Below are 13,698 nucleotides of genomic sequence, written 5' to 3'. Positions count from 1 at the left end.
CCGATGAGGGTGTGCTTCGTCTCGCGCCGCTTCTTCCCGGCGATCTCGGGCATGTCGATCTACGCGATCAACCTGCTGCGGCAGCTAGTGGCGCAGGGCCACGACGTGACGATGGTCAGCCAATATTACGGCGATCCCGCGCGCGCCAAGGTCTACGGCGGCGGCCCGCCCCCGTGCGTGGAGGGCGTCCGCGTGATCGGGCTGGAGGCAATCGGTGAGCAGGCGAGCGGCAATTTCGAACGCGACATCGACGCGATAAACGACACGATCGTCGCCGAGCACGCGCGCGCGCCGTTCGATATTCTACACGCGCAATACGGCTATCCGACCGGCTGGGCGACCCTGCTCGCGGCCGAGCGGTTGGGCGTGCCGTGCGTCGTCTCGATCCAGGGCGGCGACGGCCACTGGGTCGGCTCGTGCTGCGACACGCACCGCATCGCAATGGAGCGCGTGCTCGACCACGCCGGCGCGCTGCTGATCGGCGGCAAGAGCTTCGCGCAGGAGGTGCACGACCGGCTCGGCACGCCGATGGAGCGCTTCACCATCGTGCCGGGCGCGGTCGACACCGATCGCTTCACGCCGGGTGAGCGCACCGACGACGGCGCCGTGCGCTTCTTCTATCACGGTCGCGTCGATCGCCGCAAAGGCGTGCTCGACCTGCTACACGCACTACCGGGAGTCGCGGGCAGGTGGCACTGCACGATTTCGGGCATCGGCCCCGACGTAGAGGCCGCGCACGCGCTCGCAAGCGAACTCGACCTGTCCGACCGCGTCACCTTCACCGGCTACGCCGAGTACGACAGCGTGCCCGAGCGCTACCGCGACCACGACGTGTTCGTGTCACCGACCTATGCCGAGGGTTTCTCCAACACGATTCTGGAGGCGATGGCGAGCGGGCAGGCGGTGCTGTCGTGCCGCGCGGTCGGCGTGACCGACTGCATCCGCGACGGGGAGAACGGCCTGCTGGTCGAGCCGGGCGACGTGCCCGCGCTCACCGCCGCGATGTCGCGGTTGGTCATCGACGCCGCGCTGCGCGAGCGTCTCGCCGCCGCCGGGCTCGCCGAGTGCCGCCGCGTGTACAGCTGGCACGCGGTCGGCCGGCAGATCGCGGGCATCTACGAGGAACTGCGCGGCACCCGCCCCGCGACCGGCATCGACACGCACATCCCGATCGCGCCATGCCGCTTCCGCGCCGAGCCGCACCTGCTGTGACGCGCCCGATATGACGCATATCGTCGCGATATCGCCGCACCTGGACGACGCCGCCTTCTCGGTCGGCGGCCTGCTCGCCGCGCACGCGCGGGCGGGGGGCCGCGTGACGATCGTCACCTGCTTCACCGGCAATGTCGCGCAGCCGACCGGCTTCGCGCTCGCGTGCCAGTTCGACAAGGGGCTCGGGCCGGAGGTCGATTACATGGCGCTGCGCCGCGCCGAGGATGTGGCGGCGTGCGCGGTGATCGGCACGCAGGCGGTCCATCTGCCGCTGCTGGAAGCGCCGCACCGCGGCTACGCGAGCGCGCCCGAACTGTTCGCGGCGCGGCGCGACGACGACGCGATGCTGGCGCCGCTCACCGCCGCGCTGGCCGAGCAGGTCGCCGCGCTCGCACCCGACCTGCTGCTGGGGCCACTCGCGATCGGCGATCACGTCGATCACTGGCTGGTGCGCGATGCGCTGACCTCGATCAGCGACGCGGTGCTGTTGTGGGAGGATTGGCCCTATCTCACCCGCGCACGGTCGCGGCCGAGCGACGCGCCCGCGATCGAACACGTCCTCAGCCCGCAGGACCGCGCGGCACGCATCGGGATGTGCGCGGCATATCGCTCGCAGCTGTCGTTCCAGTTCGGCTCCGTAGCCGCGATGGAAGCGGCGAACGACCTGGTCGTAACAGAGCGGCTCTACGCGGCGCCCGCCACCCCGTCATATCGGCCAGAAGTACATGATCAGCGCCGTGCCGAGCACGAGGATCAGCAGCGATAACGGGACGCCCAGACGCGCATAGTCGCCGAACCGGTACCCGCCCGGTGCCATGACCAGCGTGTTGCACTGATGGCCGATCGGCGTGAGGAAGTCGCTGCCGGCGCCGACCGCCACCGCCATCAGGAACGCGTCGGGGCGCATGCCGAGCTGTTCGGCCATGGTCGCGCCGATCGGCGCCATGACCAGCACGGTCGCCGCATTGTTGAGGAACGGCGTCACCGCCATCGCGGCCGCGATAATCATCGCGACCACCGCGAACGGTGGCAGGTGCGATGCCACGCTCGACAGGCCGGAGGCGATGATCGCGGTCCCGCCGGTCGACTCGAGCGTGCCGGAAACGGGGATCAGCGCGCCGATCAGCACCAGGATCGGCCACTCGACCGCGTCATAGGCCTCCTCGGGCTTCAGCACGCCGGTGACGATCATCGCCGTCGCCGCACTGAGAAAGGCGATGGCGACCGGCACGATCTGCGCCGCCAGCGCGATCACCGTCGCGGCCAGGATCGTCGCGGGCACCCAGATCGGCCGGCGCTTGCCGATCTGCAGCCGCCGTTCGGCGAGCGGGAACAGGCCGGCGGTGGTCAGCCGGTCGGACAAGCCCTGTTCGGCGCCGCGCAGCAGCAGCAGGTCGCCCTCGCGCAGCGTCACGCGGCGCAGGCGGCGACGCAGGCGATAGCCGCCGCGGCTGACCGCGACCACGGCCAATCCGAAACGATCGGCCAAGCGCGCGCTCGCCGCGCTGGCATTGATCAGCGGCGATCCCTTCTGGATCACCGCTTCCGCAATGGCGAGCTGCCCGCCGTCGCCCTCGCGCGCGTCGGCGGGTTCCAGGTCGCCCCCGATCACCAGCCGCTGAATCGCGGGTGCGTCGCCCTCGATCAGCATGACGTCGCCCGCGTGCAGCGCCCAGTCGGTGTCGGGGACGAGCCGGCGATACTGCTCACGCACCAGGCCGATCACGCGCGCGTCGCCTTCGGCCAGTTGCTCCAGGTCGGCCACTGTGCGCCCGACGAAGGGGGAGTTGGCGGCGAAGCGGAGTTCGGACACGTAGTCCTCAACCGAGAAGCTGTCCTCCGCCGATCGCGTGCCCTGCCGGTCCTTGGGCAAGAGCCGCCAGCCGACCGTCAGGAAGACCATGCCCGCCAGCGTCAGCCCGAGCCCCACCGGCAGGTAATCGAACATGCCGAACGGCTCGCCACCCAAGTCCTGGCGTACGCGGCTGACCACGAGGTTGGGCGAGGTGCCGACCAGCGTCATCAACCCGCCCAGCAGGCTGGCGAACGACATTGGCATCAGCACGGACGACACGCGCGTGCCGTGGCGCCGCGACAATTGCGCCGCCACTGGCATGAAGATGGCGAGCGCGCCGATGTTCTTCATCATCGCCGACAGCACCGCCACCGTGCCGCCCAGCCCCAGTATCTGCCGCCCCGGCGTGGTCGCCCGCGCGGCAAACGGTCGCACCACCACGTCGACGATGCCCGAGCGCGCGATGCCGGCACTAACCATCAATGCGGACGCAATGATGATGACGATGTCGTCGGCGAACCCCTCGAACGCCTGCTTCGCCGACACCAGCCCCATCAGCACGGTGGCGAGCAGCGCCAGCACGGCGACCACGTCGTAGCGCAGCCGGTCCCAGATCAGCAGGCCGACCACGCTGCCGATGATCGCGAACGAAGCGATCTGCTGCCAACTCATCCCGGTGCCTCCCCGATCGGGACCGCCCCGTCCGCGGCCACACAACGACGACGCCGCGGTCGGCGTTCCGCGGCCGAGAGGCCATCGCCCTAACGTCACGTGCCTGACATGGCGGACGGGGGAACGAGGCCGTGCTGGCGCGTTGTGGCGTCGTGGATGAACGAAGCGAGCCCGCGACCAGGCGATCATGGCGAACGATATTGGGCGCCACCGCTACCGTCGGGGCGCTGTCAGCCGCCTATCTGACGCGCGAGCGGCTGCGCAGCGGCGCGGAGGCGGCGCTGGCGGCACGGCGCGCGGAGCGCGAGCGGCGGGAGAGCGAGGCGCGCTACCGCTCGCTGATCGACGCGACGGCGGCGATCGTGTGGGTCACCGAGGCGGACGGCGAGTTCCACGACGAGCAGGCGGGATGGGCCGATTTCACCGGTCAGACGCTCGCCGACATCCGCGGCGAGGGCTGGCTCGCCGCGGTGCACCCGGACGACCGCGCCGCGACGATCGCGGCGTGGCGGCGCGCGGCGGAGCAGGGCGGCGTCTACCAGCTCGAGCACCGCATCCGGCGTCACGACGGCGTCTACGTCGACATGCAGGCCCGCGCCGCGCCGGTCCGCGACGAGCGCGGTGACGTCGTCGAGTGGGTCGGCATCCATTTCGAGATCACCGCGCGCAAGGAGAACGAGCGCGCGCTCGCGGCGGCCAAGGTGCGCGCCGAGGAGGCGGCACTCGCCAAGAGCCAGTTCATCGCCAACATGAGTCACGAGTTGCGTACCCCGCTGTCGGCGGTGATCGGCTACGCCGAGATGCTGGAAGATGATCTGGACGACGTGCCGCCCGACGAGCTGCGCGCCGATCTGGGCAAGATCACCGCCAACGCGCGCCACCTGCTCGAGCTCGTCAACGCGGTGCTCGACCTGTCGAAGATCGAGGCTGGACGAGACGAGCTGCACGTCGAGGAAGTCGACCTGGACGAACTGATCCGCGGCATCGCCGACACCGCCGAGCCGCTGGTTCGGCGGAATGGGAACATGTTGGTGATCGACGTGGCGAAACCGCTGGGTGTCGCGCGCACCGACCTGACCAAATTGCGGCAATGCCTGTTCAACCTGGTCGGCAATGCGGCCAAGTTCACCGAGGGCGGCACGGTGACCGTGCGCGCGCGGCGCGAGCCCGACCGGCTGGTCTTCGTGGTCGCCGACACAGGCATCGGCATGACGCCGGAACAGCGCGACCGGTTGTTCGAGCGTTTCGTACAGGCGGACAGTTCGGTCACGCGCAAGTTCGGCGGCAGCGGGCTGGGCCTAGCGATCACGCGCGCCTTCGCGGAACGGCTGGGCGGCACGGTCGGCGTCGAGAGCGAGGAGGGGCAGGGGTCGACGTTCACGCTGACGGTCGCGGACGCGCTGGACCAAGCGCCGCCTGCGCCCGACCTCGTCCACGCGACCCTGGACGGTCCCGCGCCGATCCTGGTCATCGACGACGAGCAGCCGATGCGCGAGCTGATGGAGCGGTTCCTGCGCCGCGAGGGACTGGCGGTGGTCACCGCGCCCGACGGCGAGGCGGGGTTGCGCGCGGCGCGTGCCCGGCGCCCGGCGGCGATCATGCTCGACGTGATGATGCCGCGCATGGACGGCTGGGCGGTGCTGGAGACGCTGAAGGCCGACCCCGCGCTCGCCGACGTGCCGGTGGTGATGGTGACGGTCAGTCCGGAACGCGGCCTGTCGCTGTCGATGGGGGCGGTCGAGCATCTGGCCAAGCCGATCGACTGGCGGCGGTTGAAGACGGTGCTCGATCGCTACCGCGGCGGCGATCCGCGGCGCGCGGTGCTGGTCGGCTCCGACGACGCGACGGCGATGACCGTGGCCGCGGCGGCGAGCGCGGAAGGCTGGACGATCCGGCAGGTCGACAGCACGGACGGGCTGGCGGCGGCGGATATGGACCTGCTGGTGCTCGACGTCGGCAGCGACACCGACCGTTTGTGCGACCTGCCCGCGATCAGGCGCGCGCTGGGGGCGAGCGTGCCGATCATCGCGCTGTCGGACGGCAGCACGCCGCCGCCGCGGCGCGCGGTGCAGGCTGCCGACGTGGAATTGGTGGAGGCCGCCGATGCGGCGGGCCTCGCGGACGAGCTGCGCACGCTGCTCGCCGGGTTGAAGGACGTTGAATGATGGCGAAGCTGTTGCTGGTCGAGGATCACGAGGAGATCTGGGATTTCCTGTCGCGGCGCCTGCGTCGCAAGGGGCACGAGGTTGACCTGGCGCACGACGGGCGCGCGGGTGTCGAGGCGGCGCGGGGCGGCGGATATGACCTGGTGATGATGGACGTGAACCTGCCGGTGCTCGACGGCTATTCGGCGGTGCGCGAACTGCGCGGGATCAAGGAAACGCGCGCGCTGCCGGTGATCGCGCTGACCGCGCACGCGCTGATCGGCGACCGCGACAAGGCGCTGGAAGCGGGCTGCACCGATTACCATCCCAAGCCGATCGACTTCTCGCGCCTGCTCGAACAGATCGACGCGGCGCTGGTCGGCACCGCCGCGTGAGCCGGGAGGCACTCGCCGACGCGCCCGACGGCGTGGGGTCGCCCGACTGGGTGATGGATGTAGCGGAACGCCAGCGCGCGCCGGTTGCGGATCGCGACGCGCCGCCGCGCGAGCGCCCGGCGGCACAGGACGAGCGCCGGCTGGCGATCGACGCGGCGCTCGCGGTCAAGCTGCTGGGCGCGCACCTGAGCAATCGGTCACAACTGATGCCGATCCGCCCGACCGATCTGTCGGGGCTCGACGAGGAACGCGCGACGCTGCTGATCCGCGCGATGGCGGCGGCGGGGCACGCCGACGGCGGGGTCGCGGCGGACGAGCTGGAACGATTGGAGGAGCGCGCCCACGCGAGCGTGATCCCCGCCGACCGCGTCGCGACGCTGCTGGCGGAGCTGGTGGAGCCGCCGTCGATCGAGGCGCTGGTCCGCCAGGTGTCGGACGCGCCCACGGCCGAGCGCTTCTACGCCGTGTCCGCCTGGGTGATCCGCCGCGACGAGCCCACCTGCCGCGCGTATCTCGACTATCTGGCGGTGCGGCTCGGGCTGGCGGGCGACGTGCGTATCCGCCTCGACCACGATGTCGACACGCTGGCCGGCGCGCCCGCTACCGCCCGCTGAGTTCGTCGAGCGCGGTGCGGATCGTGCCGCTGTCGATCAGTAGCCGGCGCGAGATATCCGACAGCGTCACCCAGCCGACCACCGCGTCATGTTCGTCGCGCACCAGCAGGCGCCGGACCTGGCGGCTCGCCATCACGTCGAGCGCGGTTTCGACCGCGTCGTCGGCGCGGCAGTGATGGACGTCGAGGGTCATCACCTCGGTCACTGGCGTGGTGGCAGGATCGCGACCGGCGGCGCAGAGGCGCAGCACCAGATCGCGCGCGGTGACGACGCCGAGCGTGCGGCGCGCGTCGCCCACGGGAAGTGCGCCGACGTCGATCTCGCCCATCAGCGTCGCGGCCTCCTGTGCCGTGTCGCCGGCCGCGGCGAACTCGACGTCGCGGCTCATCACCTCGCTTACCTGCAATCGTCGTCCCCTGGTCGTATCGGCGCCTTCAACGCGTCGTGGCGGCAAGAGGTGCCGGCTCTCGTCGGCTGATTGGTACGCGGGCTGTCGGTGGCAGACGACCGGGCAACGCCAATCGCCAGCAATAATTTGTAATGCACGAGGAACGGCGGCTGCGCGATGACGTTTTCTCCGGCTGAAGCGGTTCTGCACGAGCCGGTTTGGCGCGTGTCAGTGACGAGGGGGCTCGATTGAGCGGGGATCAGGATCGCCAGGCGACGAGCGATGGCTCCGGCGCGTCACCCCAGAAGACCCCCGACCAGCACCGACCCGATCACCCGCGCGGCGGCGGCGTGATCCGCGATGGCGCACGCGCGGACCCGGTCCTCGAGGATGATGCAAGGAGCGCAGGATCACCGAGCAAGGATGACAGCGAAGACCGGCAGGGCGAGAAGGACGACTCCGACGCGAAGGGCGACTCCGAGCAGGACGAAGGCGAGGACGCCGACGCGGATGGTTCGGACGACGACGATGACAGCGACGACGAGGACGATCGTCCGCCGCTGTACAAGCGCCCGATCTTCTGGATCGTCGTCGCCGTCGTCGCGGCGGTCCTGATCATCGGTGGCGTGCTCTACTGGTTGCACGCCCGGAAGTACGAATCGACCGACGACGCCTTCATCGACGCGCACATCGTCCGCATCGCCGCGCAGGAATCGGGACAGCTGACGCAGGTCGCGCCGGTCGACAACCGCCACGTCAGCGCCGGGCAATTGCTGGCGGTGATCGAGCCCGGCACCGCGCAGGCATCGCGCGCCGAGGCCGAGGCAGGTGTTGCCGAGGCGGACGCGCAGATCCGCCAGGCCGAGGCGCAGGTGACGGCAGCGGAGGTCGCGGTGCGCCAGGCGCGCGCCAACGCCGCGGTGCCGCTCGCCGAGGCGCAGCGCGCGGCGGACGATTACGCGCGCTACACCGCGCTCCAGCGGCTCGACCCCGACGCCGCCGCGCCGACGCAAATCGAGCAGGCGCGCGCGCAGGCACGCAGCGCCACCGCGCAGGTTCGTGCGTCGCGCGAGCAGATCGCCTCCTCGCAGGCCGATGTCGCGACCGCGCGCAAGCAGGTCGTCGCCGCGCAGGCGCGGCGCAAGGCGGCGCTGGCGCGGGTCGCGCAGGCGAACGTGACCGTCGGGCATCTGGTGATCCGCGCGCCGATCAGCGGGCAGGTGGTCAACCGCTCGGTCAACCTCGGCAGCTACGTCGCCCCTGGGCAGCAGATGATGGCGATCGTGCCCGACGATCTGTGGGTCACTGCCAATTTCAAGGAAACGCAGCTCACGCTGATGCGCGCGGGGCAACCGGTGCGGATCGAGATCGACGCCTATCCCGGACGCGATTTCGCCGGCCACGTCGAGTCGATCCAGCGCGGCGCGGGGCAGGCGTTCGCGCTGCTGCCACCGCAGAACGCGACCGGCAATTACGTCAAGGTGGTGCAGCGTGTGCCGGTGCGCATCCGCTTCAACAACAACGACTGGCAGCATTACGCGATCGGCCCCGGCATGTCGGTCGTGCCGCGCGTCACGGTTCGCCAGTGACCCGCGCATGAGAGTGACGCGCGCGTGAGCGGGTGGAGCAACGAGCGCTCGGCCGCGGGCGACCGCAACCCGTGGCTGATCGTCGGCGTGATCAGCCTGGCGACGTTCATGGAGGTGCTCGACACCTCGATCGCGAACGTCAGCCTCGACCATATCGCGGGCGGGCTGTCGGCGAGCCGCGACGAGGCGACCTGGGTGCTGACGAGCTACCTCGTCTCCAACGCGATCGTGATCCCGATCTCCGGCTGGCTGTCCGACGTGATCGGGCGCAAGCGTTATTACATGATCTCGGTGGCGCTGTTCACGCTGTCGTCGCTCGCCTGCGGGTTCGCGCCGACGCTGCCCGCGCTGATCGTCGCGCGCGTGTTGCAGGGGATCGGCGGCGGTGGGCTAGCACCTTCGGAGCAGAGCTTCCTCGCCGACAGTTTTCCGCCGGAGAAACGCGGGCAGGCGTTCGCCGCCTACGGCGTCGTCGTGGTCGTCGGGCCCGTGCTGGGGCCGACGCTCGGCGGCATCATCACCGACAACATATCGTGGCACTGGATCTTCCTGATCAACGTGCCGATCGGCATCATCTCGCTGCTGCTGGTCAACACGTTCGTGGTCGAGCCCGAGGTGCTGGAGGAGGAGCGGCGCGAGCGGCTGCGCGGCGGGTTGAAGGTCGATTACGTCGGCTTCGCGCTGGTCGCGCTGGGGCTGGGCGGGCTGGAGCTGATCCTCGACCGCGGCGAGCGCGAGGCGTGGCTGGAGAGCACGTTCATTCTCGGGCTGCTCGTGACGGTGGTCGTCTCGCTCGGCTTCCTGATCTGGTGGGAGCTGGCGCGCAAGGACCCGATCGTCAACTTGAAGCTGCTCGCCAACCGCAACTTCGCGATCACGGTCATGTTGATGACCACGACCGGCGCGGTGCTGTTCGGCACCACGACGCTGATCCCGCAATTGCTGCAACAAGGCTTCGGCTACGACGCGACCACCGCCGGGCTCGCGCTCACCACGGGCGGCGTCGCGACATTGGTCGCGATGCCGGTGGTCGGCGTGCTGACGGGCAGGGTCGACACGCGCTTCCTGCTGATCCCCGCGCTGCTGCTGCAGGCCGCTGCGCTGTGGTACATGTCGGGGTGGAACACGAATCTGACCTACGAGCAGGCGTCCACCGCGCGGCTGATCTCCGCGATCGGGCTGCCGTTCCTGTTCGTGCCGATCAACTCCGCCGCCTACGTCGGATTGAAGCCCACGCAGACCAACGACGCCTCCGCGCTGCTCAACGTGGCGCGCAACCTCGGCGGCAGCTTCGGCATCGGCGCGGCGCAGGCGGTGCTGATCGCGCGCGAGCAATATCATCAGGACCGCATCGTGGAGGGATTGAACCCACTCAACCCGAGCTACGTCGAGGGCGTCAACCAGCTCGCACGGACGATCCCCGCGGAAGGTGGCGTCGCGGGCGATCAGACGGGCACGCTGGCGGCGTTGATGCAGCAGGTGCAGCAGCAGGCACAGATCCTGTCCTACGTCGACGTGTTCTGGGGCTTCATGATCTTCGTGCTGCTGGTCACGCCGCTCGCGCTGTTCCTGCGTCAGGGCAAGGGTGGAGGGCACGGCGCGTGAGGATTGTGACTGAGCGTAGCGGACGTATCGCGCGCTGGGCTGCGCTGCTCGCCGCCACGGCGCTCGGCGCGTGTACAGTCGGCCCGACCTACCGTGCGCCGGTCGCGACCGCGCCGGCGGCGTTCGGCGAGGCGACGACGGGGACGACGCCCGCGCCGTCGCTGGCGGGATGGTGGCGCCAGTACCGCGACCCCGAGCTCGACCGGCTGATCGCGCTGACGCTGAAGCAGAGCCCCGATATCGACGCCGCGGTGGCGCGGATCGCCGAGGCGCGCGCGCAGGAACGCGTCGCGCGCGCGGCTTACCTGCCGCAGGTCAACGCGCAGGCGGGAACGAACTACCAGAAGTTCAGCAAGAACGCGGGGCTCGCCTCGCTCGCCAGCCTGCTGGGTGGCGGTGCGGGTGGCGGGGCGTCGGGCGGCGGCGCGTCGGGCGGTGGTGCGGCGGGTGGCGGAACCTCGGGCGGCGGGGTCGCGGCGCCGGGTGGTTCGATCCAGACCTACTCGGTCGGCTTCGACGCGAGCTGGGAGCTGGACCTGTTCGGCGGCGTGGCGCGCCAGGTCGAGGGGTCGCGCGCGCGCACCGCCGCGGCGGTGTGGAACGCGCGTGACACGCAATTGTCGCTCGTCGCCGAGACCGCCGACGCGTACCTGCAATTGCGCGGATTGCAGCAGCGCGAGAGAATCGCGCGAGGCGAACTCGCGCGGCAGCGGCGCAACCTGGAGATCGCGGCGAACACCAGCCGCGCGGGGTTGATCGCGCAGGGCGACTTCATCCGCCAGCGCGCCGAGCTCGCCGGCGCCGAGGCCGCGATCCCCTCGATCGTCGCCGAGGGCAAGGCGCAGATGCACGCGCTCGCGGTGCTGACCGGGCAGACGCCCGACGCGCTGATCGTCGAATTGTCGCAGCCGCGCCCGCCGCTCGCCACCCCGCCCGCGGTGCCGCCCGGATTGCCAAGCGAGCTGCTGCGGCGGCGCCCCGACGTGCGCGCGGCCGAGCGCAACCTGGCGGCGGCGACCGCCGACATCGGGGTGGCGGTGGCCGATCTCTACCCGCGCTTCAGCCTGACGGGCATGGCGCAGTTGATCTCCACCGCGCTGTCCAACCTGTTCACCGGCGACAGCCTGCAACTGACCGGCGCGGCGAACGCGACCTTTCCCGTGCTCGACTTCGGGCGACGATCGGGGCAGGTTGCGCTGCGCCGCGCCGCGGCGGACGAGGCCTACGCGCAATATCGCCGGACGGTGCTGTCGGCGCTGCGCGACGTGGAGGACGCATTGATCCGTATCCGCACCGAACAGGACCGCCGCAACTCGCTGGCGGCGGGATTGAGCGACGCGCGCCGTGCGGTCGGATCGGTGGAAGCGCGCTGGCGCAGCGGGCTGACCGACTTCGGCGACGTGCTCGTCGCGCGCCAGTCGGTGATCTCGGCCGAGGACCAGGTCGCGCAGAGCGACAGCCTGCTACGCCGCAATCTGCTGTCGCTGTACAAGGCGCTCGGCGGCGGATGGGAAGACCTGCCACTCGACGTGCCGCGACCGGGCGCCGCGAGCGCGAACTACACGCAGCCCAAGGACGCGCCCGCTCCTGAGCGGTGATCTGAACGAGCGGCGCTGGTGCCGCGCCGCGCGGCGTCGGCATCGTGCTCAGCCGCCGTTGGGTGAGCCGTTGCGGCGCATGATGCCGTTGCTGTCGTAGCCGGACGACTGGCTCGTGCCGGATTGCCCGGTGTTCCGGCCCATGCCCGACTGGCCCGATCCGCTAGCGGACCTGTTCCGGGCCATCGGGGTCGTTGCTCATGGAGTCGGTCGCCGACCCGCCATTCCCGCTGGTGAGAGTCATCGCGTTGGTAGCGGTGCTCGACGCCGCGATCGCGGCACTGCCGGTCAGGGGACCGGTAGTGCCCGTGTTCGCGCGGCGCATCGCGGAGTTCATCGGCGGCTGGCCGACGCGCCTGTTGCTCGCTGCCCCTGCCGCTGCCTGCTGGGCCGCTACCGGCATGGACGAGGTGAGCGCAAGTGCCATGGCGGAGATGGCTATCGACCGTGTCATGATCGCTGCTCCAGACGGGGGGAACGTGCCATATCAGAATAAACGCGTCGCCGACGCGTTCCATCGACAGCCTTACCTGTTCTGACACCTCGGCAGCATGGTCCAGCCAAGTTGGAGCGCGACTGTGAGGCTGTCGGTGCGGCTCTGGAGAGCGGCGACGCGGCCTGGAACCATCGGTTCCTTGTAATCAGCCCATGGCGGAGACGGAGGGATTCGAACCCTCGGTACGGTTTCCCGTACGACGCTTTAGCAAAGCGTTGGTTTCAGCCACTCACCCACGTCTCCGGATGCGGCGTGCCTGCGGGCTATAGCGGTGGGTGTCGGCACGATCAACTGGGTGCGTACGTCCGTTCGACGTGAAATGAGGTTGGCCGGCCGAACGTTCATTGCCGCGACAGCATAACCACGGGTAAACCATGTCATCAGGCGTAGGGGCGGGAGCGATCATGGGTAAGTGGATGCGTGGCGTGGGCAATGCCATCGCGGCAATGGCTGTTGCGGGAATGCAGGTCGCGCCCGCGCTGGCGCAAGTGCGCTCGATCGACCCCAATGCCGCGATCGATGCCGATGTCGAAGGGCCACGCGAAGCACCGCGCGACACCTCGCCTCGCTACCCGGACGCGCCACCGCCGCCGTCGTCCGCGACGGTGACCGGCGATACCGCGCGGAGCGGTGCGCCGGTTGACCCCGAGCAAACCACCGCCGCCGCCGACACGTTCAAGCGCGACGATCTGATCGGTGCGGGCGAGGACGTGTTCGGCAAGGGCGCGGAGGGTTTCGCTTCCTTGATCGAGAAGATTCTGAAGGAGCAGGGCGAACCCAACGCCTATATCGCCGGGCGGGAGGCGTCGGGCGCGTTCGTGCTCGGCGTCCGCTACGGCTCGGGCATCATGACGCACAAGGTTGAGGGGCAGCGGCCGGTGTACTGGACCGGCCCATCGGTCGGTTTCGATGTCGGCGGCGACGCCAACAAGGTCTTCGTGCTGGTCTACAACCTCTACGATTCGCAGGAGCTGTTCAAGCGCTTCCCGGGCGCGGAGGGCCGGTTGTACTTCGTCGGCGGGTTCGCGGCGACCTATCTGCGGCGCGGCAACGTGGTGCTGATCCCGGTCCGGCTGGGCGTGGGCTGGCGCGCGGGCGTGAACGTCGGGTGGATGAAGTTCACCGAGAAATCCAGCTGGCTGCCGTTCTGACCGGCGAGGCTGGAGCGTGCGTCCCGGTCGCGCCGATCT

13 protein-coding genes and 1 tRNA gene are annotated in these 13,698 nt (G+C 70.1%); 10 read left to right on the top strand and 4 right to left on the bottom strand.

Going from position 1 to position 13,698, the window contains the following annotated elements:
• The first annotated feature begins 3 nt into the window (after positions 1–3).
• Together ACFDS6_RS02860 and ACFDS6_RS02855 are read left to right on the top strand one after the other, a co-directional pair.
• The gene (locus ACFDS6_RS02860; protein WP_375270597.1) at positions 4–1,212 is read left to right on the top strand and encodes a glycosyltransferase family 4 protein; all 1,209 of its coding nucleotides are present in this window, start codon (positions 4–6) and stop codon (positions 1,210–1,212) included.
• Positions 1,213–1,222: 10 nt separating this feature from the next.
• A complete protein-coding gene (locus ACFDS6_RS02855; protein WP_375270596.1) occupies positions 1,223–1,978 on the top strand; it encodes a PIG-L deacetylase family protein in 756 nt (251 codons plus the stop codon).
• Here the strand turns inward: ACFDS6_RS02855 and ACFDS6_RS02850 are convergent.
• Entirely contained in the window at positions 1,919–3,679 is a 1,761-nt protein-coding gene (locus ACFDS6_RS02850; RefSeq protein ID WP_375270595.1) for an SLC13 family permease, read from the bottom strand. The genes ACFDS6_RS02855 and ACFDS6_RS02850 overlap by 60 nt on opposite strands.
• Before the next feature lie 200 nt (positions 3,680–3,879).
• Between ACFDS6_RS02850 and ACFDS6_RS02845 the strand changes: the two genes are divergently transcribed.
• From ACFDS6_RS02845 to ACFDS6_RS02835, 3 genes are read left to right on the top strand one after another with little or no spacing between them, the layout of a single operon-like run.
• Entirely contained in the window at positions 3,880–5,844 is a 1,965-nt protein-coding gene (locus ACFDS6_RS02845) for an ATP-binding protein (protein ID WP_375270594.1), read from the top strand.
• Complete coding sequence (locus ACFDS6_RS02840; protein WP_375270593.1) at positions 5,844–6,218, top strand: response regulator; 375 nt, start codon at positions 5,844–5,846, stop codon at positions 6,216–6,218. The genes ACFDS6_RS02845 and ACFDS6_RS02840 overlap by 1 nt, the downstream gene beginning before the upstream one ends.
• The gene (locus ACFDS6_RS02835) at positions 6,215–6,832 is read left to right on the top strand and encodes a DUF533 domain-containing protein (protein ID WP_375270592.1); all 618 of its coding nucleotides are present in this window, start codon (positions 6,215–6,217) and stop codon (positions 6,830–6,832) included. Before ACFDS6_RS02840 ends, ACFDS6_RS02835 begins: the two co-directional genes overlap by 4 nt.
• Here the strand turns inward: ACFDS6_RS02835 and ACFDS6_RS02830 are convergent.
• Positions 6,819–7,220, bottom strand: a complete 402-nt coding sequence (locus ACFDS6_RS02830) for a CBS domain-containing protein (RefSeq protein WP_375270591.1) — start codon at positions 7,218–7,220, stop codon at positions 6,819–6,821. The genes ACFDS6_RS02835 and ACFDS6_RS02830 overlap by 14 nt on opposite strands.
• A 248-nt stretch (positions 7,221–7,468) precedes the next feature.
• Between ACFDS6_RS02830 and ACFDS6_RS02825 the strand changes: the two genes are divergently transcribed.
• The 3 genes from ACFDS6_RS02825 to ACFDS6_RS02815 are packed head-to-tail and all read left to right on the top strand — an operon-like array spanning position 7,469 to position 12,012.
• Entirely contained in the window at positions 7,469–8,809 is a 1,341-nt protein-coding gene (locus ACFDS6_RS02825; protein WP_375270590.1) for an HlyD family secretion protein, read from the top strand.
• A gap of 24 nt (positions 8,810–8,833) precedes the next feature.
• Positions 8,834–10,414 carry a DHA2 family efflux MFS transporter permease subunit gene (locus tag ACFDS6_RS02820; RefSeq protein ID WP_375270589.1) on the top strand — a complete coding sequence of 527 codons (1,581 nt, stop codon included), beginning with the start codon at positions 8,834–8,836 and terminating at the stop codon, positions 10,412–10,414.
• Positions 10,411–12,012, top strand: coding sequence for an efflux transporter outer membrane subunit (locus tag ACFDS6_RS02815; protein ID WP_375270588.1), 1,602 nt, complete (start codon positions 10,411–10,413; stop codon positions 12,010–12,012). Before ACFDS6_RS02820 ends, ACFDS6_RS02815 begins: the two co-directional genes overlap by 4 nt.
• 48 nt (positions 12,013–12,060) lie before the next feature.
• Here ACFDS6_RS02815 and ACFDS6_RS02810 read toward each other — a convergent pair whose 3' ends face one another.
• Entirely contained in the window at positions 12,061–12,198 is a 138-nt protein-coding gene (locus tag ACFDS6_RS02810; protein WP_375270587.1) for a hypothetical protein, read from the bottom strand.
• A 14-nt stretch (positions 12,199–12,212) separates the two neighbouring features.
• Between ACFDS6_RS02810 and ACFDS6_RS02805 the strand changes: the two genes are divergently transcribed.
• Positions 12,213–12,551, top strand: coding sequence for a hypothetical protein (locus tag ACFDS6_RS02805; RefSeq protein WP_375270586.1), 339 nt, complete (start codon positions 12,213–12,215; stop codon positions 12,549–12,551).
• A 110-nt stretch (positions 12,552–12,661) separates the two neighbouring features.
• On the opposite strand, the gene ACFDS6_RS02800 is transcribed toward ACFDS6_RS02805, so the two are convergent.
• A tRNA-Ser gene (locus ACFDS6_RS02800) sits at positions 12,662–12,751 on the bottom strand.
• 161 nt (positions 12,752–12,912) lie between these two features.
• Between ACFDS6_RS02800 and ACFDS6_RS02795 the strand changes: the two genes are divergently transcribed.
• Positions 12,913–13,659: a DUF1134 domain-containing protein gene (locus tag ACFDS6_RS02795; protein WP_375270585.1), complete on the top strand. Its 747-nt coding sequence runs from the start codon at positions 12,913–12,915 to the stop codon at positions 13,657–13,659.
• The last annotated feature ends 39 nt before the right edge of the window (positions 13,660–13,698 follow it).

This window comes from Sphingomonas sp., assembly GCF_042095875.1.
Classification (GTDB): Bacteria; Pseudomonadota; Alphaproteobacteria; order Sphingomonadales; family Sphingomonadaceae; genus Sphingomonas.
The sequence above is the reverse complement of the archived record's forward strand: the minus strand, read 5'-3'. Positions and strand labels throughout refer to the sequence as shown.